The organism is Azoarcus sp. PA01 (assembly GCA_001274695.2).
Classification (GTDB): domain Bacteria; phylum Pseudomonadota; class Gammaproteobacteria; order Burkholderiales; family Rhodocyclaceae; genus Aromatoleum.
In genome coordinates this window covers 1,255,058-1,280,760 of sequence record LARU01000004.1, presented here as the reverse complement: position 1 = coordinate 1,280,760, position 25,703 = coordinate 1,255,058, and the positions used below count along the sequence as shown (strand labels likewise).

The 25,703-nt window shown below is 62.7% G+C and carries 21 protein-coding genes, 2 tRNA genes and 3 rRNA genes; 13 read left to right on the top strand and 13 right to left on the bottom strand.

The features are described 5' to 3' along the window. The first annotated feature begins 83 nt into the window (after positions 1 to 83). The 9 genes from PA01_18240 to PA01_18200 all read left to right on the top strand — a co-directional run bounded on the left by PA01_18240 (position 84) and on the right by PA01_18200 (position 8,636). A 16S ribosomal RNA gene (locus PA01_18240) occupies positions 84 to 1,618 on the top strand. A 77-nt stretch (positions 1,619 to 1,695) separates the two neighbouring features. Next, positions 1,696 to 1,772 (top strand) — tRNA-Ile (locus tag PA01_18235). 15 nt (positions 1,773 to 1,787) lie between these two features. Beyond that, positions 1,788 to 1,862, top strand: a tRNA-Ala gene (locus tag PA01_18230). Between the two features lie 259 nt (positions 1,863 to 2,121). Further along, a 23S ribosomal RNA gene (locus PA01_18225) occupies positions 2,122 to 5,005 on the top strand. A gap of 96 nt (positions 5,006 to 5,101) precedes the next feature. Further along, positions 5,102 to 5,214: ribosomal RNA gene (gene rrf, locus PA01_18220) — 5S ribosomal RNA — on the top strand. The 16S, 23S and 5S rRNA genes sit together here with 2 tRNA genes alongside, the layout of an rRNA operon. 292 nt (positions 5,215 to 5,506) lie before the next feature. Then, positions 5,507 to 5,878: a transposase gene (locus PA01_18215; protein ID KON80438.2), complete on the top strand. Its 372-nt coding sequence runs from the start codon at positions 5,507 to 5,509 to the stop codon at positions 5,876 to 5,878. Beyond that, entirely contained in the window at positions 5,875 to 6,204 is a 330-nt protein-coding gene (gene tnpB, locus PA01_18210) for an IS66 family insertion sequence element accessory protein TnpB (protein KON80313.1), read from the top strand. Before PA01_18215 ends, tnpB begins: the two co-directional genes overlap by 4 nt. Before the next feature lie 61 nt (positions 6,205 to 6,265). After that, positions 6,266 to 7,822: an IS66 family transposase gene (locus tag PA01_18205; GenBank protein ID KON80312.1), complete on the top strand. Its 1,557-nt coding sequence runs from the start codon at positions 6,266 to 6,268 to the stop codon at positions 7,820 to 7,822. 364 nt (positions 7,823 to 8,186) lie between these two features. Continuing rightward, a complete protein-coding gene (locus PA01_18200) occupies positions 8,187 to 8,636 on the top strand; it encodes a MaoC family dehydratase (GenBank protein KON80311.1) in 450 nt (149 codons plus the stop codon). 82 nt (positions 8,637 to 8,718) lie between these two features. Here PA01_18200 and folE2 read toward each other — a convergent pair whose 3' ends face one another. Genes folE2 through PA01_18180 form a run of 4 tightly spaced genes read right to left on the bottom strand, consistent with a single transcriptional unit; the run spans position 8,719 to position 12,618 of the window. Beyond that, positions 8,719 to 9,537, bottom strand: a complete 819-nt coding sequence (folE2, locus tag PA01_18195) for a GTP cyclohydrolase FolE2 (protein KON80310.1) — start codon at positions 9,535 to 9,537, stop codon at positions 8,719 to 8,721. 54 nt (positions 9,538 to 9,591) lie between these two features. Continuing rightward, positions 9,592 to 11,454, bottom strand: a complete 1,863-nt coding sequence (dxs, locus tag PA01_18190; GenBank protein KON80309.1) for a 1-deoxy-D-xylulose-5-phosphate synthase — start codon at positions 11,452 to 11,454, stop codon at positions 9,592 to 9,594. A 25-nt stretch (positions 11,455 to 11,479) separates the two neighbouring features. Then, a complete protein-coding gene (locus PA01_18185; GenBank protein ID KON80308.1) occupies positions 11,480 to 12,376 on the bottom strand; it encodes a polyprenyl synthetase family protein in 897 nt (298 codons plus the stop codon). Continuing rightward, on the bottom strand, positions 12,373 to 12,618 hold the full coding sequence (locus PA01_18180; GenBank protein ID KON80307.1) for an exodeoxyribonuclease VII small subunit: 246 nt from the start codon (positions 12,616 to 12,618) through the stop codon (positions 12,373 to 12,375). Before PA01_18180 ends, PA01_18185 begins: the two co-directional genes overlap by 4 nt. A 129-nt stretch (positions 12,619 to 12,747) precedes the next feature. Between PA01_18180 and PA01_18175 the strand changes: the two genes are divergently transcribed. Then, on the top strand, positions 12,748 to 13,848 hold the full coding sequence (locus PA01_18175; protein ID KON80306.1) for an aromatic ring-hydroxylating dioxygenase subunit alpha: 1,101 nt from the start codon (positions 12,748 to 12,750) through the stop codon (positions 13,846 to 13,848). Between the two features lie 65 nt (positions 13,849 to 13,913). Here the strand turns inward: PA01_18175 and ispH are convergent, their stop codons facing one another. From ispH to tsaE, 7 genes are read right to left on the bottom strand one after another with little or no spacing between them, the layout of a single operon-like run. After that, complete coding sequence (ispH, locus tag PA01_18170) at positions 13,914 to 14,852, bottom strand: 4-hydroxy-3-methylbut-2-enyl diphosphate reductase (protein ID KON80305.1); 939 nt, start codon at positions 14,850 to 14,852, stop codon at positions 13,914 to 13,916. Positions 14,853 to 14,898: 46 nt separating this feature from the next. Beyond that, positions 14,899 to 15,327 (bottom strand): FKBP-type peptidyl-prolyl cis-trans isomerase, encoded by a 429-nt coding sequence (locus PA01_18165; GenBank protein ID KON80304.1) that lies wholly within the window; start codon positions 15,325 to 15,327, stop codon positions 14,899 to 14,901. Next, positions 15,324 to 15,875, bottom strand: coding sequence for a signal peptidase II (gene lspA, locus PA01_18160; protein KON80437.2), 552 nt, complete (start codon positions 15,873 to 15,875; stop codon positions 15,324 to 15,326). The genes PA01_18165 and lspA overlap by 4 nt, the downstream gene beginning before the upstream one ends. Further along, positions 15,868 to 18,687 carry an isoleucine--tRNA ligase gene (gene ileS / locus PA01_18155; protein KON80303.1) on the bottom strand — a complete coding sequence of 940 codons (2,820 nt, stop codon included), beginning with the start codon at positions 18,685 to 18,687 and terminating at the stop codon, positions 15,868 to 15,870. The genes lspA and ileS overlap by 8 nt, the downstream gene beginning before the upstream one ends. Before the next feature lie 16 nt (positions 18,688 to 18,703). Next, positions 18,704 to 19,642 carry a bifunctional riboflavin kinase/FAD synthetase gene (locus tag PA01_18150; GenBank protein KON80302.1) on the bottom strand — a complete coding sequence of 313 codons (939 nt, stop codon included), beginning with the start codon at positions 19,640 to 19,642 and terminating at the stop codon, positions 18,704 to 18,706. 60 nt (positions 19,643 to 19,702) lie between these two features. Further along, entirely contained in the window at positions 19,703 to 21,040 is a 1,338-nt protein-coding gene (locus PA01_18145) for an N-acetylmuramoyl-L-alanine amidase (protein KON80301.1), read from the bottom strand. Then, on the bottom strand, positions 20,995 to 21,510 hold the full coding sequence (gene tsaE, locus PA01_19220; protein KAI5912378.1) for a tRNA (adenosine(37)-N6)-threonylcarbamoyltransferase complex ATPase subunit type 1 TsaE: 516 nt from the start codon (positions 21,508 to 21,510) through the stop codon (positions 20,995 to 20,997). The genes PA01_18145 and tsaE overlap by 46 nt, the downstream gene beginning before the upstream one ends. Here tsaE and queG point away from each other — a divergent pair. The 3 genes from queG to PA01_18130 all read left to right on the top strand — a co-directional run bounded on the left by queG (position 21,493) and on the right by PA01_18130 (position 24,327). Beyond that, complete coding sequence (queG, locus tag PA01_18140) at positions 21,493 to 22,584, top strand: tRNA epoxyqueuosine(34) reductase QueG (GenBank protein KON80436.1); 1,092 nt, start codon at positions 21,493 to 21,495, stop codon at positions 22,582 to 22,584. The two genes, tsaE and queG, sit on opposite strands and share 18 nt — an antisense overlap. Before the next feature lie 95 nt (positions 22,585 to 22,679). Next, on the top strand, positions 22,680 to 23,483 hold the full coding sequence (gene murI / locus PA01_18135) for a glutamate racemase (protein KON80300.1): 804 nt from the start codon (positions 22,680 to 22,682) through the stop codon (positions 23,481 to 23,483). 112 nt (positions 23,484 to 23,595) lie between these two features. Beyond that, entirely contained in the window at positions 23,596 to 24,327 is a 732-nt protein-coding gene (locus PA01_18130) for an SDR family NAD(P)-dependent oxidoreductase (protein KON80435.1), read from the top strand. Between the two features lie 118 nt (positions 24,328 to 24,445). Here PA01_18130 and PA01_18125 read toward each other — a convergent pair whose 3' ends face one another. Together PA01_18125 and PA01_18120 are read right to left on the bottom strand one after the other, a co-directional pair. Next, positions 24,446 to 25,303, bottom strand: a complete 858-nt coding sequence (locus PA01_18125) for a sulfurtransferase (protein KON80299.1) — start codon at positions 25,301 to 25,303, stop codon at positions 24,446 to 24,448. Next, positions 25,300 to 25,662 carry an STAS/SEC14 domain-containing protein gene (locus PA01_18120; GenBank protein ID KON80298.1) on the bottom strand — a complete coding sequence of 121 codons (363 nt, stop codon included), beginning with the start codon at positions 25,660 to 25,662 and terminating at the stop codon, positions 25,300 to 25,302. The genes PA01_18125 and PA01_18120 overlap by 4 nt, the downstream gene beginning before the upstream one ends. Positions 25,663 to 25,703 lie beyond the last annotated feature (41 nt).

Below are 25,703 nucleotides of genomic sequence, written 5' to 3'. Positions count from 1 at the left end.
AATCGCCTTCGGGTGGATTCGGCATTGCAAAGATTGAGTGCTCACGGAAGTCAGTAGAGATTCTTTGAGTACTTTGTTGGATTGAACTTAAGAGTTTGATCCTGGCTCAGATTGAACGCTGGCGGCATGCTTTACACATGCAAGTCGAACGGCAGCGGGGCTTCGGCCTGCCGGCGAGTGGCGAACGGGTGAGTAATGCATCGGAACGTACCCAGTCGTGGGGGATAACTACGCGAAAGCGTAGCTAATACCGCATACGCCCTGAGGGGGAAAGCGGGGGACCTTCGGGCCTCGCGCGATTGGAGCGGCTGATGTCGGATTAGCTAGTTGGTGGGGTAAAGGCCTACCAAGGCGACGATCCGTAGCTGGTCTGAGAGGATGATCAGCCACACTGGGACTGAGACACGGCCCAGACTCCTACGGGAGGCAGCAGTGGGGAATTTTGGACAATGGCGCAAGCCTGATCCAGCCATGCCGCGTGAGTGAAGAAGGCCTTCGGGTTGTAAAGCTCTTTCAGACGGAAAGAAATCGCGCGGGTCAATAGCCTGCGTGGATGACGGTACTGTCAGAAGAAGCACCGGCTAACTACGTGCCAGCAGCCGCGGTAATACGTAGGGTGCGAGCGTTAATCGGAATTACTGGGCGTAAAGCGTGCGCAGGCGGTTGTGTAAGACAGGTGTGAAATCCCGGGCTTAACCTGGGAACTGCGCTTGTGACTGCACGGCTAGAGTACGGCAGAGGGGGGTGGAATTCCACGTGTAGCCAGTGAAATGCGTAGATATGTGGAGGAACACCGATGGCGAAGGCAGCCCCTGGGCCGATACTGACGCTCATGCACGAAAGCGTGGGGAGCAAACAGGATTAGATACCCTGGTAGTCCACGCCCTAAACGATGTCGACTAGTTGTTCGGGAAGGTAACTTCCTGAGTAACGCAGCTAACGCGTGAAGTCGACCGCCTGGGGAGTACGGCCGCAAGGTTAAAACTCAAAGGAATTGACGGGGACCCGCACAAGCGGTGGATGATGTGGATTAATTCGATGCAACGCGAAAAACCTTACCTACCCTTGACATGCCTGGAATCCTCGAGAGATCGAGGAGTGCCTTCGGGAGCCAGGACACAGGTGCTGCATGGCTGTCGTCAGCTCGTGTCGTGAGATGTTGGGTTAAGTCCCGCAACGAGCGCAACCCTTGTCGCTAATTGCCATCATTAGGTTGGGCACTTTAGCGAGACTGCCGGTGACAAACCGGAGGAAGGTGGGGATGACGTCAAGTCCTCATGGCCCTTATGGGTAGGGCTTCACACGTCATACAATGGTCGGTACAGAGGGTTGCCAAGCCGCGAGGTGGAGCCAATCCCACAAAGCCGATCGTAGTCCGGATCGTAGTCTGCAACTCGACTACGTGAAGTCGGAATCGCTAGTAATCGCAGATCAGCATGCTGCGGTGAATACGTTCCCGGGTCTTGTACACACCGCCCGTCACACCATGGGAGTGGGTTTCACCAGAAGTAGGTAGCTTAACCTTTCGGGGAGGGCGCTTACCACGGTGAGATTCATGACTGGGGTGAAGTCGTAACAAGGTAGCCGTATCGGAAGGTGCGGCTGGATCACCTCCTTTCAAGAGAAGACGGCCGCGGCGGCCGCAGTATCCACAACTTATCGGTTGTTCAGGCAACGAGCGCCTCGCAGGCATGAGGGTCTGTAGCTCAGCTGGTTAGAGCACCGTCTTGATAAGGCGGGGGTCGTTGGTTCGAACCCAACCAGACCCACCACCGCCGCAGGACAGGGGGGGATTAGCTCAGCTGGGAGAGCACCTGCTTTGCAAGCAGGGGGTCGACGGTTCGATCCGTCATCCTCCACCACCGCCTCATCGGGTGGGCTCGAGAGTAGGGCTAAGCAGTGCGCACGGACGGTGCGTAGTGCTTAGGCCTAGTGCCAGTGTTCTTTAACAAAGTGGAAGAAGTAAAGTGTGCGACAGTGGGCCGCAAGGCGCGCTGTTGCATGGGTTGGTGTGATTGCATTTTTTGCATTCACCTGCGCTTTGAACCAGCGCAGGTGAGTGCGCACAAGCGTGAGTTCGTCTATGACGGTGCACCCTGGCGACAGGGTCCATGGTTATAGGATCAAGCGACTAAGTGCATGTGGTGGATGCCTTGGCGATCACAGGCGATGAAGGACGTGCAAGCCTGCGAAAAGCGGGGGGGAGCTGGCAATGGAGCTTTGATCCCCCGATGTCCGAATGGGGAAACCCACTCCTTTTGGAGTATCCCGCGCTGAATACATAGGCGTGTGGAGGCGAACGCGGCGAACTGAAACATCTAAGTAGCCGCAGGAACAGAAATCAACCGAGATTCCCCAAGTAGTGGCGAGCGAACGGGGAGGAGCCTGCACGACTAAACCAATTACTTAGCAAAACGGTCTGGAAAGTCCGACGATACAGGGTGATAGTCCCGTATGCGAAAAGTGGCTGGCGGGTCTGAGCGTGCGACAAGTAGGGCGGGACACGAGAAATCCTGTCTGAAGATGGGGGGACCATCCTCCAAGGCTAAATACTCGTGATCGACCGATAGTGAACCAGTACCGTGAGGGAAAGGCGAAAAGAACCCCGGGAGGGGAGTGAAATAGATCCTGAAACCGCATGCATACAAACAGTGGGAGCCTCCTTTGTGGGGTGACTGCGTACCTTTTGTATAATGGGTCAGCGACTTACGTTCAGTAGCGAGCTTAACCGAATAGGGGAGGCGTAGGGAAACCGAGTCTGACAAGGGCGATTGAGTTGCTGGGCGTAGACCCGAAACCGGATGATCTATCCATGGCCAGGATGAAGGTGCGGTAACACGCACTGGAGGTCCGAACCCACTAATGTTGAAAAATTAGGGGATGAGCTGTGGATAGGGGTGAAAGGCTAAACAAATCCGGAAATAGCTGGTTCTCCCCGAAAACTATTTAGGTAGTGCGTCGTACGGACACTTGCGGGGGTAGAGCACTGTAATCGTTGGGGGGTCACTGCGATCTACCCCGCGATAGCAAACTCCGAATACCGCAAAGTGATATACGGCAGACAGTCCTGGGGTGCTAACGTCCTGGGACAAGAGGGAAACAACCCAGACCGCCAGCTAAGGTCCCAAATACATGGCTAAGTGGGAAACGAAGTGGGAAGGCCCAGACAGCTAGGAGGTTGGCTTAGAAGCAGCCATCCTTTAAAGAAAGCGTAATAGCTCACTAGTCGAGTCGTCCTGCGCGGAAGATGTAACGGGGCTCAAGCCATGAACCGAAGCTGCGGATCTCGCAAGAGATGGTAGGGGAGCGTTCCGTAAGCCTGCGAAGGTGTCTCGAGAGGGATGCTGGAGGTATCGGAAGTGCGAATGCTGACATGAGTAGCGATAAAGGGTGTGAAAAGCACCCTCGCCGAAAGCCCAAGGTTTCCTGCGCAACGTTCATCGACGCAGGGTGAGTCGGCCCCTAAGGCGAGGCAGAAATGCGTAGTCGATGGGAAACGGGTCAATATTCCCGTACCGCTCTTAGATGCGATGGGGGGACGGAGAAGGTTAGGCCAGCCGGGTGTTGGACGTCCCGGTTTAAGCGTGTAGGCGTGCCCCGTAGGCAAATCCGCGGGGCTAAGCTGAGGCGTGATGACGAGGGCTCTTTGAGCCCGAAGTGGTTGATACCATGCTTCCAGGAAAAGCCTCTAAGCTTCAGTCTAAGAGCGACCGTACCGCAAACCGACACAGGTGGGCAGGTAGAAAATACCCAGGCGCTTGAGAGAACTCAGGAGAAGGAACTCGGCAAATTGATACCGTAACTTCGGGAGAAGGTATGCCCCGCTAGCTTGTAGGCGAACAGCCGAAGGGCGAAGGGGCCGCAGAGAATCGGTGGCTGCGACTGTTTATTAAAAACACAGCACTGTGCAAACACGAAAGTGGACGTATACGGTGTGACGCCTGCCCGGTGCCGGAAGGTTAAGTGATGGGGTGCAAGCTCTTGATCGAAGCCCCGGTAAACGGCGGCCGTAACTATAACGGTCCTAAGGTAGCGAAATTCCTTGTCGGGTAAGTTCCGACCTGCACGAATGGCGTAACGATGGCCACACTGTCTCCTCCTGAGACTCAGCGAAGTTGAAATGTTTGTGAAGATGCAATCTCCCCGCGGCAAGACGGAAAGACCCCATGAACCTTTACTGTAGCTTTGCATTGGACTTTGACGGGACTTGTGTAGGATAGGTGGGAGGCTGTGAAGCGGGAACGCCAGTTTCCGTGGAGCCAACCTTGAAATACCACCCTGGTGTCGTTGAGGTTCTAACCTTGGCCCGTGAATCCGGGTCGGGGACCGTGCATGGCAGGCAGTTTGACTGGGGCGGTCTCCTCCCAAAAGGTAACGGAGGAGTACGAAGGTCGCCTAGACACGGTCGGACATCGTGTTGATAGTGCAATGGCAAAAGGCGGCTTGACTGCGAGACCGACAAGTCGAGCAGGTGCGAAAGCAGGTCATAGTGATCCGGTGGTTCTGTATGGAAGGGCCATCGCTCAACGGATAAAAGGTACTCTGGGGATAACAGGCTGATTCCGCCCAAGAGTTCACATCGACGGCGGAGTTTGGCACCTCGATGTCGGCTCATCACATCCTGGGGCTGTAGCCGGTCCCAAGGGTATGGCTGTTCGCCATTTAAAGTGGTACGTGAGCTGGGTTTAAAACGTCGTGAGACAGTTTGGTCCCTATCTGCCGTGGGCGCTGGAAGTTTGAGAGGACCTGCTCCTAGTACGAGAGGACCGGAGTGGACGCACCCCTGGTGTACCGGTTGTGACGCCAGTCGCATCGCCGGGTAGCTAAGTGCGGAAGAGATAACCGCTGAAAGCATCTAAGCGGGAAACTCGCCTCAAGATGAGACTTCCCCGGGGCCTCGAGCCCCCTGAAGGGTCGTTGAAGACCACAACGTTGATAGGTCGGGTGTGGAAGCGCAGCAATGCGTTGAGCTAACCGATACTAATTGCCCGTGAGGCTTGATCCTATAACCCTGGATCGAACACCGCGTGACGACTCACCGAAAAAAACGCCTCACACCTCCCCCACACACTTCGCTTCTCCGCTTTGTTACCCCTTACAGTCTGACGACCATAGCATCCTGGTACCACCCCTTCCCATCCCGAACAGGACCGTGAAACAGGACCGCGCCGATGATAGTGCCCATGCGGGTGCGAAAGTAGGTCATCGTCAGACTAACTCTTCACCCGAAAAGCCGCTTTCCCGAACCGGAAAGCGGCTTTTTGCTGTCCACCTGCCGCCCAACCCAGCCACGACACGCCCGCGCCGCCCGGCCGCAGTAAGCCCCTGAAGAACACGCCTTCTCCCGTTCCGCTGCCCCTTGAAGACAGTGTCAACAAACTTTTCTTTCCTGGTCACTATGGACGTCGTCATCCCGCGCCGAGGCCGGCGCACAGTAAGCACCCGGCGAAGTCATCTGTGATGGAGCGCCGCGATTGAGGAGGATGGTGTCCACCATCAACTGATCGTGGACACCATCATGGAGATTGCGAAACCGCAACGCCAGAAGCGGCAGCACAGCGAGGAATTTCGGCAGGCGGTTGTTCAGGCGTGCGGCGAGCCTGGCGCGTCGGTGGCTGGGGTGGCGCTGGCCAACGGCGTGAATGCCAACCTGGTGAGGAAATGGATGGCCAAGCGCGGCGTGAGGCCGCCAGGCCAAAGCGTGCGGCGGGGTGCATTGCAGGCTGCCGTTTCCGAATTTGTTCCGCTCCACGTTGCGCCGGCATCGCCCCCGGACATCCGCATCGAGCTTTGCCGGGGCAACACGACGGTGCGCATCGAGTGGCCTGTGCAGGCGGCCGGCGAATGCGGCGCCTGGCTGCGTGAGTGGCTTCGATGATCCGGATCGACGCGGTCTGGCTGGCGGTGCAGGCGCTGGACATGCGGGCCGGTACCGATACGGTGCTGGGTCGGGTCGTTCAGGTGTTCGGTGAAGCGCGGCCGCACCATGCCTACCTCTTCGCCAACCGTCGAGGCAACCGAATGAAGGTGCTGGTCCATGACGGCTTCGGCATCTGGCTGGCGGCGCGCCGACTCCAACAGGGGCGCTTCCATTGGCCGGCCGGCGAGACGACGGCGACGCTGAGTCGGGCGCAGTTCGACGCCCTGGTGCTGGGGCTGCCGTGGCAGCGGATCGGCGACGACGGCATCATCCGGGTGCTGTGAGCCGCGGCAATTCTGACCTACCCTAATAGCCAACGAGCATCAGGGCGGGCATCATGCCCGCATGCTTCTTCCTGCCCGGCTTGACGAACTGAATGCGGATGAACTGCGCCACCTGGTGCAGGAATTGGCCGCCGAAGTCAGCCAGCAAGCGGCGCTGATCGGCCAGAAGGATCACGAGCTGAACTGGCGTCAGGCCAAGATCGACAAGCTCACGCATGAACTGGCGTTGCACAAGCGCTGGCGGTTCAGTGCCCGATCCGAGCAGCTGTCGGCCGAGCAGGCGCGACTGTTCGAGGAAACCGTCGACACCGACCTCGCCGCAATCGAAACAGAACTCGAACAGCTGTCGAGTCCGAAGCCACCGGACGAGAAAGCCAAGCCGCGTCGGCAGCCGCTGCCGCCGCATTTGCCACGCCACGACATCCACCACGAACCGGAGCAGAGGACCTGCCCCTGCGGCTGTCAGCTCAAGCGCATCGGCGAGGATATCGCCGAGAAGCTCGACTACACGCCGGGCGTGTTCACCGTCGAGCGGCACATTCGCGGCAAGTGGGTCTGTGCCCAGTGCGAGACGCTGATCCAGGCCCCGGTGCCGGCGCAAGTGATCGACAAGGGCATTCCGACCGTCGGCCTGCTGGCGCACGTGATGGTCGCCAAGTTCGCCGATCATCAACCCTTGTATCGGCTGAGCGGCATCCTCGATCGGTCCGGCATGACGATTCCGCCCTCGACGCTCGGCCAGTGGGTCGGCGTAACCGGCGTCGCGCTGCAACCGCTGGTCGACGCTCTCAAGGAGGCGTTGCTCGAGCGTCCGGTATTGCATGCCGACGAGACGCCGGTGGCGATGCTCAATCCCGGTGCCGGCAAGACGCATCGGGCGTATTTATGGAGTTACGGCACGCCGGTCTTCGAAACGATGAAGGCGGTGATCTACGACTTTGCTGACAGCCGGGCGGGCAAGCACGCGAAAGCCTTCCTCGGCGACTGGCGAGGGACGCTGGTCTGCGACGATTACGCGGCCTATAACGCCCTGTTTGCCCACGGGATCACCGAAGCAGGATGCATGGCCCATGCGAGGCGACGCTTCTTCAACCTGCATGCCAACCACCAGAGCCAGATTGCCGGCGAAGCGCTCGAGATCTTCGGCCAGATCTACGGCGTCGAGCGCGACGTGGCCGACCTGACCGCCCATGAACGGCTCCGAATACGACAGGCGAAAGCGCGACCGATCGCCGATGCCTTGCATACTTGGCTGATGACGCAACGACAACGCGTGCCAACCGGTTCGGCGACGGCCAAGGCCATCGATTACAGCCTGAATCGATGGGCGGCACTGACCCACTATCTTGACGACGGCCGGGTGCCGATCGACAACAACTGGATCGAGAATCGAATCCGGCCGGTGGCCCTCGGCCGTGGGAACTGGCTATTCGCGGGCAGCCTGCGCGCCGGCCAGCGGGCGGCGGCGATCATGAGCCTGATTCAGTCGGCCAAGCTCAACGGCCACGATCCGTATGCCTATCTGAAGGACGTCCTCGCCCGGCTGCCGACCCAACCGGTCAGCCGGATCAGCGAGTTGCTGCCGCATCGCTGGCAGCCCCAATCCGGCGCCTGCTGATCCGCGTTACCGGCCGTCAAGATGAGATGGCCGGTTGGATACTCCTCCCGGCTCCCTAGCCACTGAAGATCGTGGCCACGACCTTTTCTTTCGTGGACAGTGTGGACGTCGTCATCCCGCGCCGAGGCCGACGCACTCACAGTGAAGCATTCAAGCAGGCGGTGGATCTCGGCCTGCCGTGCGTCCGGCATTTCGGTGGCTCGCGTCGCATTGGCCTACCAAGTACCGGCAGCAGGATCATCAGATCCCGGTACAGAATGTCTTCGGAATTTCGGATATGCTCGGATAACCTAATTCGACAGCGAGCAATCATGCAGGTCGTCGTCGGATTTCATGTTATCAACGAGCTAAAACGGGATGCAAGATGAGTGAAGCGGTCCGCGATTTTTCACAGTGCTACGGTCATGCTTTCGAGGACCTGAAAGTAGGTATGTCAGCGGCGGTCGGGCGCACCGTAACCGAGGCGGATATCGCTATTTTTGCCGGTGTTTCGGGTGATACGAATCCCGTTCACCTCGATGCCGAATTTGCGGCGTCGACGATGTTTGGTGAACGAATCGCTCATGGGATGCTGTCGGCGAGCTTCATTTCCGCAGTGTTCGGTACCAAGCTGCCGGGACCGGGGTGCATCTATCTCGGGCAGTCGATGAACTTCAAGGCGCCGGTCAAAGTCGGCGAGACGGTCGTTGCGCGTGTGACGGTGCGCGAACTCGTGACGCACAAGCGCCGTGCGTTCTTTGATACTGTCTGTACGGTGGCCGGAAAAGTGGTACTCGAAGGCCATGCGGAGATCTATCTCCCCGCCAGGGACTGACAGGTCTTCCCTCCCTTGCAGCAGCGAGGGCGTGGCCGATGAAGTGGGGGCGACTACGCCGTTTCGATAATCGGTGCGCGCTTCAGGGCGCGCCAGCACCGACGCGCTTGTCACATTCGATCAGCGCATACGCCGAATGATTGTGGATGGATTCGAAGTTTTCGGATTCCACCCGGTAACTGTCGACTCGCGGCTCGGTATTGAGAAGACCGGCAACGTCGCGAACCATATCCTCGACGAACTTTGGATTGTCGTACGCGTGCTCGGTCACGTATTTCTCGTCAGGGCGCTTCAACAGGCCGTAGAGCTGGCAGGAAGCCTGACTTTCGACGAGCTGCACGAGCTCTTCGATCCAGAGGAAGCTGTTCGTTTGAGCAGTGACGGTGACGTGAGAGCGCTGATTGTGAGCGCCATATTCCGAGATCTTTTTCGAGCACGGGCACAGGCTCGTTACCGGTACGACGGTCTTCATCGTGAAACTGTATGCGCCGCCTTCCCGTATTTCGGCGGTAAACGTGACCTCATAGTCCATGAGGCTCTGAACGCCGGAGATCGGGGCGGATTTGTTGATGAAATAGGGGAAGGTAAGCTCGATCTGACCCGTCTCGGCTTCAAGGCGCTTGACCATTTCACGCAGCATCGGCTCAATCGACTCGACTGAAATCTCCCGCTCGTTCCCGTTGATGATCTCAATGAAGCGCGACATGTGAGTCCCCTTGAAATTATGGGGGAGGCCGACGTACATGTTGAAAACGGCAATCGTGTGCTGCACGCCGCCGTTCTTGTCGCTGACTCGCACTGGATGACGAATGGACTTTATGCCGACTTTGTCGATGGCCAGTTTCCGGCTGTCGTTGAGATTCTGGACGTCGGGAATGGCCTGAGCCTGGTGTGAAGTCATCTGCTGTTCTCTGGTGAAGCCGGTAGTGAATCCTATCATTCCCGACAAAAACACTCAACTATTGTCAGGGTGGGCGCGCCTTATTGACGCCACAATTCCCGGAGCGTCAAGTCCGACCGACTCGAGGAGCTGGGACTGGTCTCCGTGGTCGATGAAGGCGTCCGGCAAGCCGAGGCGCAGCAGCCGGGGGCGGTTTTGCAGGTTTTCCAGCACTCTCGCCACCTCTGATCCAGCGCCTCCGACAACGGCGTTTTCCTCGAGGGTGACGATGAGATCGTGGCGAGCGGCCAGTTCCTCGATAAGCGTGACGTCGAGCGGTTTGACAAAACGCATGTTGGCCACCGTCGCGTCGAGCTGCTCGGCGGCCTGCAGTGCATTGAGGAGAAGACTGCCAAAGACGAGCAGCGCAATGCGCTGGCCGTTTCGACGGACCTCGCCTTTGCCAATCGGCAGCGCCGCCATCGCGGTTTCCGGCTCCACCTGCATTCCGCTGCCGCGGGGGTAGCGCACCGCCGCTGGCCCGTTGTGGCGGTAAGCCGTGTAGAGCATCTGCCGGCACTCGTTTTCATCGGCAGGCGCCATGACGACAAGGTTGGGAATGCAGCCGAGATAGGAGAGGTCGAAGGCTCCGTGATGCGTGGCCCCGTCGGCCCCGACGAGTCCGGCGCGATCGATCGCAAACACCACCGGGAGGTTTTGCAACGCGATGTCGTGGATGAGCTGGTCGTAGGCGCGTTGCAGGAAGGTCGAATAGATCGCCACGACGGGCTTGAAGCCCTCGCATGCGAGGCCTGCGGCGAATGTCAGCGCGTGCTGCTCGGCGATCCCTACGTCATAGTAGCGATCCGGGAACTCCTGCGCGAAGCGCACCATCCCCGAGCCCTCTCGCATCGCCGGAGTGATGCCGACGACTTTTTGATCCTGGGCGGCGATGTCGCACAGCCAGTCTCCGAACACCTGCGTGTACGTGAGCTTGGCGGCGCCTTTGGCGGTCTGGATGCCCGCGGTATGGTCGAATGTCGAGACCCCGTGGTAGAGGACGGGATCCGCTTCGGCGAGCTTGTACCCTTGTCCCTTGCGCGTGATGACGTGCAGGAAGTGCGGACCGTTGAGCTTGCGCAGGTTCTGCAGCGTCGGGAGCAGGGCGTCGAGGTCATGCCCATCGATGGGGCCGTAATAATGGAAGCCGAACTCCTCGAACAGCGTTCCCGGAGTGATCAGCCCCTTCACATGCTCTTCGACCTTGCGGGCGAAGTCGAGCATCGGCGGGGACACACCGAGCACTTTTTCGCCGGCACGGCGCGCGGCATTGTAGGTTCGCCCCGAAAACATGCGGGCGAGGATCTTCGTCAGCGCGCCGACCGGAGGTGATATCGACATTTCGTTGTCGTTGAGAATCACCAGCAGGTTGATGTCGCGCATGTCTCCGGCATTGTTCAGGGCTTCGAAGGCCATGCCCGCCGACATTGCGCCATCGCCGATCACCGCAATCGAACGCCGTTGCTCGCCGCGGTCGCGTGCGGCCACCGCCATTCCCAGCGCAGCCGAAATCGACGTCGACGAGTGCGCGGTGCCGAACGTGTCGTAGCTGCTTTCCGAGCGGCGCGGGAAGCCCGAGATTCCGCCGAACTGGCGCAGCCTGCTCATTGCCTCGCGTCGGCCGGTGAGGATCTTGTGTCCGTAGGTCTGGTGACCCACGTCCCACACGATGCGGTCGTCCGGCGTGTCGAAAACGTAGTGCAGCGCGATCGACAGCTCGACCGTGCCGAGGTTGGAAGACAGGTGTCCGCCGGTCTTCGAGACCGACTCGATCAGAAATTCGCGCAGCTCCGCGGCGAGTGCCGGGAGTTCGCGACGGTCCAGCTTGCGCAGATCAAACGGTGAGTCGATGCGGTGAAGCAGGGGGTACGGGGGCATGTGCAGGTCCGGCGGAATCGGAAATTCAGAATCTTCGATGGACGATGAAAGTGGCGAGTTCGTCGAGTCTGGCGGCCTCGAGTCCGAAAGGCGCGAGAGCTTCACGGGCGTCGGCAAGCAGCGATTCGGCGAGCACGCGCGCTTCCGTCATGCCGAGGAGAGTTACGTAAGTCGGTTTGTTGTTGTCGGCATCTTTGCCGGCTGTTTTTCCGAGCGTCGCCGTGTCCGACTGGGTATCGAGGATATCGTCGACGACCTGGAACAGCAGGCCCACGAGCTTGCCGTAGTGATCGAGGCGTTCCATGAGGTCGGCGTCGAGTCTCGTGCCGCACGCCGCTCCGAGCAGTACCGAAGCCCGGATCAACGCGCCGGTCTTGTGGATATGCATGTATTCGAGCTCTTCGCGGCTGAGCTGTTTGCCGACCGCCGCAAGGTCGATCGCCTGTCCGCCCGCCATGCCTCGCGAGCCGGACGCGCGCGCGAGCTGGGCGACCATCGCCAGCTGCTGCGACGGGTCCTCGGTGAGCAGGTGCTCGGAGAGGGACTGGAAGGCGAGCGCCTGCAGGGAGTCCCCCACGAGCAACGCCGTCGCGTCGTCGTATTCGACATGCACGGTCGGTTTCCCGCGCCGCAGCACGTCATTGTCCATGCAGGGCAAGTCGTCGTGGACCAGGGAATAGGCGTGAATCAGCTCGACGGCGCAGGCAACTTTGTCCAGCCGCTCAGCAGCAGCACCGACGAGACCTCCTGCCCCATGGACGAGCAGCGGTCGGATGCGCTTGCCGCCGCCGAGCACGGCGTAGCGCATCGCTTCGTGAAGCCGGGCGGGAGCGATGTTCGCGTCGGGGAGAAGATTTTCCAGCGCGGTTTCCGAGCGTCGCTGGATGGCTTCCATCCAGGCCAAAAAATTCGTGTGGCTCATTCCTGGTCCCTCATGTCTTCAGCCGGATTCAACGGCGCCAGAACATCGTTTTCCAGCTGGCGCACCCGCTGTTCAGCGGCTTGCAGAGTTTCCTGACAGTGTTTCAGCAGGTTGGCGCCGCGTTGATACCGTTCCAGCGCCTGCTCGAGCGAGATCGCTCCGCTTTCCATTTCCTGAACAATCGCTTCGAGTTCGGCAATGGCGGATTCGAAGGATTTTGGCGCAGTTGGGGCCTTGGCCATGACTCGAAGCCGTGCAAAATAAAAGGGGGAAAAGTAACCGATCGGGCTACTGGCGGTCAAACAACTTCTCGAATAGAATCATCCGCTCATTTTTCCGAATTTCTTGGAATTTACAGGGGAGGTTCGGGGATGTCCGATCTCGCATTCAAGGCCAAAACGGCCCCGGCGATTTCCCAGTTGCCGGTTTCGATGTACTTCGACGAAAAAATCTTCGAACTCGAGAAGCGCCTGTTGTTCCAGGGCGGGGCGGGATATGTCGGCCACGAGTTGATGGTACCGGAAGTCGGAAACTATCGCTCTCTGGAATGGCTGGATCACTCCAAGTTGCTGTTTCGCACGCACGACGGCATCCATCGCCTGTCGAACGTCTGCCGGCATCGCCAGGCAATCATGTTGGAAGGTGCGGGCAGTGCCGAACGGATCGTCTGCCCGGTCCATCGCTGGACGTACGACCAGCAGGGCCGCCTGCTCGGTGCGCCGCGTTTCCCCGAGAATCCGTGCCTCGACCTCAAGCGTGATGCGCTGGAAAACTGGCGTGGCCTGCTGTTCGCCGGTCCGCGCTCGGCCCGCGCCGACCTGGCCGGAATGGAGGTGGCGCCGGAACTCGACTTTTCGGGCTTCAAGCTCGATCGGGTCGAGATTCACGAGTGCAATTACAACTGGAAGACCTTTATCGAGGTGTACCTCGAGGATTACCACGTCGTGCCCTTCCACCCTGGCCTGGGACGCTTCGTTAGCTGTGACGACCTGTCTTGGCAATTTGGCGACTGGTACTCGGTGCAGCGTGTCGGCATCACTTCGCTCGCGAAGCCCGGTTCCGAGGCATACCGGACGTGGCATGAGGCGATCCTCGCCTACTACGGCGACAGCCGGCCGGCCCAGGGCGCGATCTGGCTGACGTATTACCCGAACGTGATGGTGGAGTGGTACCCGCACGTGCTCGTCGTCAGCACGCTGGTGCCGCGCGACGTGAACAGGACGACCAACGTCGTCGAGTTTTACTACCCTGAGGATATTGTCGAGTTCGAACGCGAGTTCGTCGCTGCCGAACAGGCTGCCTACATGGAAACCGCGATCGAGGACGACGACATCGGCGAGCGCATGGACCGGGGTCGCCGGGCGTTGCTGCAGGAAGGGCGCGACGAGGTCGGGCCGTATCAGTCGCCGCTCGAGGACGGGATGCGGCATTTCCACGAGTTCTACCGGCGCATCCTCGGGCCGCATCTCTGAGTGCGGCCGCCACCGCGTCCGGCGGTCGCGCGCGGTGAACGGCCGAGCCGCGCGCCGGCGGGAGTTCAGTCCGGAGTCTGAAGCTCGCGCGGCAGCGGGAAGGTTACGCGCTCGGGCACTCCTTCAAGCGTGCGCACCGAGCTTGCTCCCAACTCCTTGAGGCGTTCGACGACTGCATCGACGAGCACTTCCGGTGCCGACGCGCCGGCCGTGACGCCGACGCGTTTCTTGTTTTCGAGCCATGCCGGGTCGATGCCGGCGGCGTTATCGACGAGATACGCCGGCACCCCGAGCAGTTCGGCGACTTCGCGCAGGCGGTTCGAGTTCGAGCTGTTGCGCGAGCCGACGACGAACACGATATCGACCCGCGGCGCCATGAACTTGACCGCGTCCTGGCGGTTCTGCGTCGCGTAGCAGATGTCGTCTTTCTTCGGGCCGACAATCGCCGGGAAACGCGCCCGCAGTGCGGCGACGAGCGTCGCGGCGTCGTCGACCGACAAAGTCGTTTGCGTGACGTACGCGAGCTGCTGCGGGTCGGCGACTTTCAGCTTTGCGACGTCCTCGACGACCTCGACGAGGTGGATGCCGTCACCGACCTGTCCCATCGTCCCTTCGACTTCGGGGTGGCCCTTGTGTCCGATCATCACGATCTCGCGCCCCTGCTCGCGCATGCGGGCGACTTCCAGATGAACCTTGGTCACGAGCGGACAGGTCGCGTCGAAGACTCGCAGGCCGCGCCTTGCCGCTTCGCTGCGCACGGCCTGCGGCACTCCGTGCGCGCTGAAGATCACGGTCTGGCCGGTCGGCACTTCGTCGAGGTTTTCGACGAAAATCGCGCCTTTCGCGCGAAGCCCGTCGACGACGAACTTGTTATGCACGACTTCATGACGTACGTAGATCGGCGCACCGAAACGGGCGAGCGCCTGCTCGACGATCTCGATCGCGCGCTCGACGCCCGCACAGAAGCCGCGCGGAGTCGCGAGCAGGATTTCCTTGTCGTCCATGACTGTTCCCTGGGGTGGCTGGGCTCGGAGCTTCGCGTTCGGGCGCTCAAAGAACGCCGATCACTTCCACTTCGAAGCGGATCGTCTTGCCGGCGAGCGGGTGGTTGAAATCGACGACCGCGAACGCGTCGTTGATTTCCCGCACGAGGCCCGAATAGCGGGAACCGTTGGGGGCGCTGAACTCCATGATCGTCATCGGTTCGATCTCTTCTTCCGGCATGTGCTCCCGTTTCACACGCTCGATCAGCTCAGGATTGTGAGGGCCGAACGCCTCTTCGGGCGCGAGCGTGAACAACTGGTGCTTGCCGACTTCGAGGCCGGCGAGCACCCGCTCGAGGCTCGGAAGCAGTTCTCCGGCACCGAGCTGCAGCGTCGCGGGCGTGCCTTCGAAAGTGCTGATCAGCGGTTGGCCGTTTTCCATGGCGATGCGGTAGTGCAGCGTCACCAGGCTGTCGGGTTGGACGATCTGGGTCACGAGGGGTTCTCCGAAGTGGATGTGTCGCGCGAGGCATCGCGGGGTGAGCGAAATTGCGCCCACAGCATCACGGCGACGCCGACAGTGATCGCGGAGTCGGCGACGTTGAAGGCCGGCCAGCCGTGGCGGCCGATATGGAAGTAGAGAAAATCGACCACTGCCCCATGCACGAGCCGGTCGATGACATTGCCGACCGCTCCGCCAATGATGAGGCTGAACGCCAGCGGCAGCGCGCGTTCGCGCTGGTGATCGCGCAGCATCGCGAGCAGCCAGCCACAGACGACGAGCGCGAGCACAACGAAGAACCAGCGCTGCCACCCGGAATGGTCGGCAAGAAAGCTGAATGCCGCGCCCGGGTTATAGACCAGGACGAGCTGAAAGAAGTCCGTGACGCGCACCGCCTCGCCGAAGTCGAGCCGTGACAGCACCAGCCATTTCACGAGCTGGTCCAGCGCCACGACCAGCGCAGCCAAGCCGAGCCAACCGAAGAAACGTCGCGTCAGCCCGTGCGGTGCAATCGGCGCGGCTTCCCGAAACGGTTCAGGCATGCGTGCGACTTTCCCCGGCGCCATGGAGGTTCGTGCAGCAGCGGCCGCACAGCTCGGGGTGATCGGCATCGGCGCCGACGTCTTCGCGGAAATGCCAGCAGCGGCCGCACTTCTGGTGACTCGAGGGCACCGCGTCGACGCCTTCATCGGCGTCGGTTTCGACGCGCACCAGTTCCGCGCGGGACGTGATCAGCACGAAATGCAGATCGGCGCCGACGCTCGCGAGCGCATCGAAACGCGCCCCGCTCGCGCGCACGCGCACTTCGGCCTGCAGCGAAGCGCCGATCCTGCCGTCGCTGCGCAGGCTTTCGAGCACTTTCTGCACCTCGGCCCTCGCGCTGCGGATCAGCTCCCAGCGAGCGAGAATCTCATTGCTGGCCGCGAGTTCGGGCAATTCGTGCCAGGTGTGCAGCATCACGCTGCCGTCGGCGTCGTTGCCGGTCACCCGCCAGATCTCCTCGGCGGTGAAGCTCAGGATGGGCGCCATCATCCGGGTGATCGCCTGCGTGATGTGCCACAGCGAGGTCTGGGCGGCCCGGCGCGCGCGGGAGTCGGCCTGCGTCGTGTACAGGCGATCCTTGAGGATGTCGACGTAGAACGCCCCGAGATCCTCGGCGGCGAAGTTCTGCAGCGCCTGCACGATCTTGTGGAACTCGAAGCGCGCGTAATCCCCCGTGACCTGCTCCTGCAGGCGGCGAGTCAACGCGAGCGCGTAATGGTCGATGTCCAGCCACTGCTCGACCGGCACGGCGTGGCGGGCGATGTCGAAGTCGGCAGTGTTGGCGAGCAGGAAGCGCAGCGTGTTGCGCAGGCGGCGATAGACTTCGACGACACGGTCGAGGATCTCCTTCGAGATCGTGAGCTCACCCGAATAATCGGTCGCGGCGACCCACAGGCGCAGGATCTCGGCGCCGAGCTTGTCCGAGACTTCCTGCGGCGCGACGACGTTGCCTTTCGACTTCGACATCTTCTTGCCCTGGCCATCGACGACGAAGCCGTGCGTCAGCAATGCGTCGTACGGAGCACGCCCGTCGATCGCGCAGCCGGTCAGGAGCGACGAGTGGAACCAGCCGCGGTGCTGGTCCGAGCCTTCGAGGTAGAGGTCCGCCGGCCAGCGGCTGTCGGCAGCGTGCGAGCCGCGCAGCACCGTCCGGTGCGTCGTGCCGGAGTCGAACCAGACGTCGAGCGTGTCGCACATCTTTTCGTACTGCGCGACGTCGCTGCCGAGCAGTTCCGCCGCGTCGAGCTTGAACCAGGCGTCGATGCCGTGCCGTTCGACGCGCTGCGCGACCTGCTCGAGCAGTTCGAGCGAGCGCGGGTGCGGTTCGCCGGTTTCCTTGTGCAGGAACAGCGGGATCGGCACACCCCAGTTGCGCTGGCGCGACACGCACCAGTCCGGTCGGTTCGCGATCATCGAATGCAGCCGCGCCTTGCCCCACGCGGGGTAGAACTGCGTCTCGTCGACGGCTTTCAGCGCCAGTTCGCGCAGCGTCGCGCTCCCCGGCTCGACCGCTTCCCGCCCCGGCAGGCGGTCCATGCCGACGAACCATTGCGTCGTCGCACGGTAGATCACCGGCGTCTTGTGGCGCCAGCAGTGCATGTAGCTGTGCGTCAGCGTGCCCGAGGCGAACAGGCTGCCGACTTCGGCGAGCTTGTCGACGATCTTCGGGTTCGCGTCCCACACTGACAGGCCGCCGAAAAAAGGCAGGCTTTCGTGGAACACGCCGTCGCCCTGCACCGGGTTGAGGATGTCGTCGTTGCGCATGCCGTAGCGCATGCAGGACTGGAAGTCGTCGAGGCCGTAGGCCGGCGCGCTATGCACGATGCCCGTACCGGCATCGGCCGCGACGTAGTCGCCGAGGAACACGGGCGAGAGGCGGTCGTAGAACGGGTGGCGGAAGTTGATGCGGTCGAGCGCGACGCCCCGGGCGGCAGCGAGCACGCGACCTTCGAGCTGGTAGCGTTCGAGGGCCGATGCGCGCAGTTCGGCAGCGAGGATCAGCAGGCCTTTCGGCGTTTCAAGCAGTTCGTACATCAGTTCGGGATGCACGTTGAGCGCCTGGTTGGACGGGATCGTCCAGGGCGTCGTCGTCCAGATCACGATGTGGACGGGCTGCTCCGGCAGGGAATCGAGGCCGAAAGCGCGCGCGAGCTTGTCACGTTCGCTGTCGGCAAGCGGGAAGCCGACATCGATCGCGGGCGATTTCTTGTCCTGGTACTCGACTTCGGCTTCGGCGAGTGCCGAACCACAGTCGAAGCACCAGTTGACGGGCTTCAGCCCCTTGAACAGGAAACCTTTGCGGAGCAGATCGCCGAGCGCGCGGATTTCGTCCGCTTCATTCGAGAAGTTCATCGTCCGGTACGGGTTGTCCCAGTCGCCGAGCACGCCGAGGCGGATGAAGTCCTTCTTCTGCCGCTCGATCTGCTCTGCGGCGTACTCGCGGCACAGTTCCCGGGCCCGATCGGCCGGCAGGTGCTTGCCGTGCTGCTTCTCGATCTGGTGCTCGATCGGCAGGCCGTGGCAGTCCCAGCCCGGCACGTACGGCGCGTCGAAACCGGCGAGCGTCTTCGAGCGGACGATGATGTCCTTGAGGATCTTGTTCACCGCGTGGCCGATGTGGATGTCGCCGTTCGCGTACGGCGGGCCGTCGTGCAGGATGAACTTCGGCCGTCCGGCCGCCGCGTTGCGGATCTTCTGGTACAGCTTCTTCGCCTGCCAGTCGGCAACCCAGCCCGGTTCGCGCTTCGCGAGATCGCCGCGCATCGGGAACGGGGTGTCTGGCATGTTCAGGGTCTTGCGGTAATCAGCCATGGTGGTGTTTTCGGCCTCAGGGGCGAATCGGGTGTTGTGCGAACCAGGCGCGCGCGTTTTCCGCGTCCCGGGCAATCTGGGCGATGAGGGCGTCGAGCGATTCGAACTTGGTTTCGTCGCGCTGCTTGTTGAGGAAATGGACGCGCAGGTGGGCGCCGTAACAGTCACGGTCCCAGTCGAAGAGATGGACTTCAAGCGTCGGCCGCCCCGCAGCGGTTATCGTCGGCCGCACACCGATGCTCGCGACGCCTGCGACGGGTTCCGCGGCGAGTCCTTCGACCGCGACCGCGAACACGCCCGACAGCGCCGGCCGGCGGTGTTTCATCTGGATGTTCACGGTCGGATAGCCGAGCGTGCGGCCGATCTTGTCGCCGTGCACGACACGCCCGGCAATGCTGTAAGGCCGGCCCAGCAGCCGCGCGGCATGGGCGAGATCGCCTTGTGCGAGCGCTTCCCGCACCGCCGAGCTCGACGCGCGTTCTCCGCCGACATCCAGCGTCGGCATCGCTTCGACTGCGAACCGATGGCTGGCGCCGCGGGCCTGCAGCAACGCGAAGTCGCCCTGGCGCTTCACGCCGAAACGGAAGTCGTCGCCGATGATCAGGTGCCGCACGCCGAGGCCGCGCACCAGGATGTCGTCGATGAACTGGTCGGCGGTCAGTGCCGCGAGGCGCGCGTCGAAACGGCAGACGTGGACACGATCGACACCGCAGCTGGCGAGCAGCAGCAGCTTTTCGCGCAGCGACGCGAGGCGTGCCGGAGCGTCGGCCGGCGAGAAGTATTCACGCGGATGAGGTTCGAACGTGAGCACCACCGCCGGCAGGGCCAGCGCACGGGCCTTGTCGGTGAGCAGCTTGAGCAGCGCCTGGTGGCCGCGGTGCACCCCGTCGAAATTGCCGATGGTGAGGACCGAGGACTGCGCCGCGCGCTCCGGAATCCCGCGAAAAACCTGCATGACCGCCCGAAAAAGCGGTAATTATAACGGCAACGCGAGCGCTCTGGCGGTTCGCGCCGGTCAGTCCAGCTGCGCGACCCGGGTCGGGCCGAGCGGCGGGTTGTCCTTGAAGTAGCGACGCAGGCCGCGCATGATCGCTTCGGCCATTTTGTCCTGATACGCGTCGTCGTTCAGGCGCCGCTCTTCCTCCGGGTTGCTGATGAACGCGGTCTCGACGAGGATCGACGGGATGTCCGGCGCCTTCAGCACCGCGAATCCGGCCTGTTCGACGTGCGCCTTGTGCAGCGTATTGATGTCGCCGAGCTCGTTCAGCACGGCTTTGCCGAGCTTCAGGCTGTCGTTGATCGTCGCCGTCTGCGACAGATCGAGCAGCGTGCGTGCGAGATGGCCTTCCTGTTTCGCGAGATTCACGCCCCCGATCAGGTCGGCGTCGTTTTCCTTTTGCGCGAGCCAGCGCGCGGCCGAACTCGACGCGCCGCTTTCCGACAGCACGAACACCGAGCTGCCGCGCGCTTCGGGGCGGACGAACGCGTCGGCGTGGATTGACACGAAGAGGTCGGCCTGTACGCGCCGTGCCCGCGTCACCCGCTGGCGAAGCGGCACGAAATAATCGCCGTCGCGCGTCAGCACCGCGCGCATGTTCGTCTCGGCGTCGATCTTCCGCTTCAGCCGGCGGGCGATCGACAGCGTGACGTTTTTTTCGAAGCTGCCGCGCCGCCCGACCGCGCCGGGATCCTCGCCGCCGTGGCCGGGATCGAGCGCGACGGTGAGCAGCCGGTTCGCGGGCGGACGCTTCTGGCGCTTTGCCCTGTCCTGCACGGCCTGCTGCACTGGCGCGTCGCCGCTTCGCGCAGCCACGGCATCGCCGGCGGCAGCATCGAGCGGCGAGGATTTCTCGATCAGCGCGAGCAGCGGGTCGACCGGCACGGTCGGATACAGATCGAGCACCAGGCGGTGGCGGTAATCGCCGACCGGCTGGAGCGTGAATATCTGCGGAGTGATCTCGTTCTTCAGTTCGACGACCAGCCGCACGACGCCGGGACGATTCTGCCCGGCGCGGATCAGGCGGATATACGGATCGGACTCGAGCACCTTGGAGGGCAAGGTCTGCAGCACGCTGTCGAGTTCGATATCTTCGAGATCGACGACGAGGCGGTCGGGATCCTTGACGAGGAGGTGGCTGAACTTCAGTTGGCGGCTGCCTTCGAGCGTGATGCGGGTGTAATCGTCGGCGGGCCAGACGCGCACCGCGACGAGGCTCGCGGCCGCGGCGACCGGACTCACGAGCAGCACAAGGGCGCCGCCGGCGAACTTCAGAACGTCGCGCCGGCCGAATTTCGGCGTGGCGGACGTCACGGAGCGGGCCGGTTCAGTTCCGAGTTCAGTTTTCTTGTACATGTCCGTCCTGCCTCCGTCAGCGCAGCGGCCTCGAGGCGCCGACCCGTGCCGGCGACGACGAGGCGCACTTCCACGTCCGCCGGTGCGAGATAGGGACTGGCTTTATCGGGCCATTCCACGAGGCACGCGCCGAGGCCGCCGAAGTACTCGTCGAGTCCTGCTTCCAGATATTCTTCCGGCACTGCGAAGCGATAAAAATCAAAGTGATATAAGTTTAATCTAGAAAGAACATAAGGTTCAATCAAGGTGTAGGTCGGACTTTTTACTTTTCCGGTGTGACCGAGTGCGCGCAGCACGCCGCGAACCAGCGTCGTCTTCCCGGCGCCGAGATCCCCTCGCAGATAAATCACCAACCCGGCATGCAGGGCCGGCGCGAGCGCCGCGCCGGCAGCTTCGGTGTTGGTTTCGTCATCGAGCTGCGCGATGAACCCGCAGCCGCTATCATCTGCGGCGTGAAGAATTCGAATCATCAGGGTGCCTCCGGGCACGCTGCGCCGCGCGAATCGCTCGCGACCGTTGCGGAGCAGCTGAACATATGGGCCAGGGAACTGGGTTTCGCCGCCGTCGGCATCGCGGACGTCGATCTTGCCGGCGCCGAGCCTGGTCTGGCGGCGTGGCTCGCCAGCGGTTTTCACGGCGAGATGGATTATATGGCCCACCACGGCATGAAGCGGGCGCGCCCGGCTGAATTGCTTCCGGGCACGCTGCGCGTCATCAGCGTCCGGATGAACTACTGGCCGCACGCAGCTGAGGCGCAAGCTGCGCTCAATGAGCCTACGCACGCGTATGTGTCCCGCTACGCGCTCGGCCGCGACTACCACAAGCTGATGCGCTCACGCCTGCAGAAGCTCGCCGAGCGCATCGCTGCGGAGGCGCCGCACGGCTACCGCGTGTTCGTCGACTCCGCGCCGGTGCTCGAAGTCGAACTCGCGACGCGCGCGGGCCTGGGCTGGCGTGGCAAGCACACGCTCACGCTCGACCGCTCGGCCGGTTCGTTCTTTTTTCTCGGCGAGATCTTCACCGACCTGCCGCTGCCGGTCGATGCGCCGGCGCAGCCTCATTGCGGCTCGTGCCGGGCCTGCCTCGACGCCTGTCCGACCGGAGCGATCGTGGAGCCGTACCGGGTCGACGCGCGGCGCTGCATCTCGTACCTGACGATCGAGCTCAAAGGGGCGATCCCGGAGGAGCTGAGAGCGCTGATCGGCAATCGCATCTACGGCTGTGACGACTGCCAGCTGGTATGCCCGTGGAACCGCTTCGCGCAGCTCACCGCGGAGCCCGATTTCGCGCCGCGCCACGGCCTCGACCGTGCGAGCCTGGTGGAACTGTTCGGCTGGAGCGAGGCGGATTTCTCGGTGCGCATGGCGGGCAGCGCGATCTACCGCATCGGCTTCGAATGCTGGTCGCGCAATCTCGCCGTGGCGCTCGGCAATGCTCCCACATCGCCCAACATCGTCGCCGCGCTCCGGTCGCGCGCCGATGACCCTTCGGCGCTGGTGCGCGAGCACGTCGCCTGGGCGCTGAAGCAGCATGGCGCTGCCTGAAGCGGGCTCTGCGGAAGACCGGCGACGCAGGCCACGGTCTGCCCCGGACCGATTACGGCTAGAATGCCGCGCTTCCAACCGTCCCGGGCTTCCTCGTGAATTCTTCGCGACCAATAGGCGTCTTCGATTCCGGCATCGGCGGGCTCACGGTCGTGCGCGCGCTGATGGAACGGCTGCCGCTCGAACATATCGTCTATTTCGGCGACACCGCGCGCGTTCCATATGGCGTCAAGTCGGTCGCGACGATCCGGCACTTTACCGAGCAGATCGCCGAGTTCCTGCTGCAGCAGGACGTCAAGATGCTGATCGTGGCGTGCAACACGATGGCGGCGGTCGCGGCCGAAACCGTGCGGCAGCGGGCGGGCCGCATCCCGGTGCTCGATGTCATCGAAGCCGGAGCACAGGCTGCGGTCGCGCAGTCGCGCAGTCGCGGCATCGGCGTCATCGGCACGCCGACGACGGTCAATAGCAACGCTTACGCGCGCCGCATCCATGCGCTCGACTCCAGCGCGCGCGTCTATTCGCAAGCCTGTCCGCTGTTCGTGCCGCTCGTCGAAGAAGGCTGGCTCGATCATCCGGTGACGCGGCTGACCGCCCAGGAATACCTCAAGCCGGTGCTCGCCGAGGAAGTCGACAGCCTCGTGCTCGGCTGCACGCATTACCCGTTGCTGAAGCCGCTGCTGCGCGACGTCGTCGGGCCGGGCGTGCGGCTCGTGGACTCCGCGCTGACGACCGCGGAACTCGCCGCGGCGAAACTGCACGCGCTCGGCCTCGCCAACACCGATCCGGGTGAAGCCGCGTACCGGTTCGTCGTCACCGACGTGCCGCTGCGCTTCCAGACGATCGGTGAACGTTTCCTCGGACGTTCGCTCGGCCAAGTCGAAAAGCTCGACTGGTAGCGAGCGCCGGCACAGCGTTCCGGCCGCTGCGCTGCGCAGCCTTTTTTCGTGAACTAAGCTTCAGGCAGACGCGATGCGCCCGGACGAGCGCCGCGATGCGGAGGAGGCGGACATGGAGCAGCAGCGCAAACTTGCAGTGATCGTGGGGGCCGGGCCGGGACTGGGCTGCGCGCTCGGACGGCGTTTCGGCAAGGCGGAGATGAACGTCGCGATGGCGGCCCGCGACGTCGCGCGGCTCGAGTCGTTGACGATGGAGTGCGCGGCGATCGGGCATGGCGCGAAAGCGTATTCGTGCGATGCCGGCAAGGAGAAATCCGTCGAGGACTTCTTCAGCCAGGTGCGCGCCGAGTTCGGCGAGCCGGACGTCGTGATCTACAACGCCGGCGCCTTCGTGCCACGAGGCCTTGTCGAAACCACTGCCGAAGAGTTCGAGCGCTGCTGGCGCGTCGGGTGCATGGGCGGTTTTCTCGTCGGGCGCGCAGCGGCCCGCTCGATGCTTGAACGGCTCGAGCGCGGCGGGCGCGGCGGCACGATCCTCTTCACCGGCGCGACGGCGAGCCTGCGCGGCAGCGCGGGTTTCCACAACCTCGCGGTCGGGAAGTTCGGCCTGCGCGCGCTCGCCCAGAGCATGGCGCGCGAGCTGCAGCCGAAAGGCATCCACGTCGCGCACGTGATCATCGACGGGCGCATTCGCCCGGCGTCCAGCATCGAACACAGCGCAGAAGCGAGCGACGACATGCTCGACCCGTCAGCGATCGCGGAAGCCTATTTTCAGCTGCATTGCCAGCCGCGCAGCGCGTGGACGCAGGAAATGGACCTGCGTCCGTGGGTCGAGAAATTCTGAAGCCCCGTCGCCGTCGCGGGAGCTATCAAGGCGGCAATCAAATGCAATCGTTGCCGGGTTAATAACGGACGGCACAGTGTTCCGGGAGCGCGGCGCGTTTGTCCCGGTGCCGCGCGTGCTATTCCTCCGGACCGGTCGCGATCGGGCGGCGCGGGTCGGCGCACCACTCGCTCCACGAGCCGGCGTAGAGCCGCGACCCGGACAGGCCCGCCGACTCCATTGCCAGCAGGTTGTGGCACGCGGTGACGCCCGATCCGCACTGGTGGACGACGCGGTGCGCGTCGCGCCCCTTCAGCAGCGTGCCGAACTCCTCGCGCAGCACCGAAGCCTGCTTGAAACAGCCGCCCCCGATGAGGTTGTCGCGGAAAAACCGGTTTTTCGCTCCCGGAATGTGGCCACCGACCGGGTCCAGCGTTTCGTTCTCGCCGCGAAAACGGTCCGGGCTACGGGCGTCGATGAGCATGATGTCGCCGGTGTAGAGGTGGTCGAGCACGAAGGCGGCGTCGACGACGGCGGGTTGCAGCGAAAGCGAGAAAGTCGTCGGCCGGACGGATGGAGTTTTGTTCGTCAGCGCCTGCCCTGCGGCGCACCACGCGACGAGTCCGCCGTCGAGCACCGCGACGCGGCGGTGGCCGAGCCAGCGCATCATCCACCACAGCCGCGCGGCGAACATGCCGCCGGCGTCGTCGTAAGCGATGACCTGGGTGTCGTTGCCGATGCCGAGGTGCCCGATCCGGGCGGCGAAGTCGGCCGGATCGGGGAGGGGGTGGCGGCCGTTGGTACCGGTCATGCGGCCCGACAGGTCTTCGTCGAGATGCAGGAAATGCGCGCCCGGCAAGTGGCCGCGCTCGTACGCCGCCCGCCCGAAGCCCGGGTCGGCGAGATCATGCCGGCAATCGACGATACGCCAGTCGGGGTCGTCGAGGTGATCCGCCAGCTCGCGGGCGGCGATCAGCGTGCCGTACGAAGCGTTCACTGCGCGGGCTCCGCGGCCGCCTCCAGCCAGCTGCGCGCTTCGGTTTCATCGGCAAACACAAGCACTTCGGCGTCGACGAAGAGTTGCGAGATCCACGCGCTCCAGGTCAGCCACTGGTCTTCGGTCAGCACCGCGATGCGGCGGAAATCCCGCGCGTGGCGACGCGAGAACTTGATTTCTTCCCAGGCGACATCCAGCGTGAAGCCGGCCATCTGGCGCAGGTCGAAGAGCAGGTTGACCGGGCCTTCGAACTGCACCTTGTAATTGACGATCTCTTCGAACTCCTTGTAGTCGGCGAGGGTGAATTCGCCGAATACGGCGACGGAGACGAGGTTCGGTTGGTGGTCGGTCGTGATCATGGCTGCCTCCGCAGGGCCATTGAATTATGCGGACTACTATA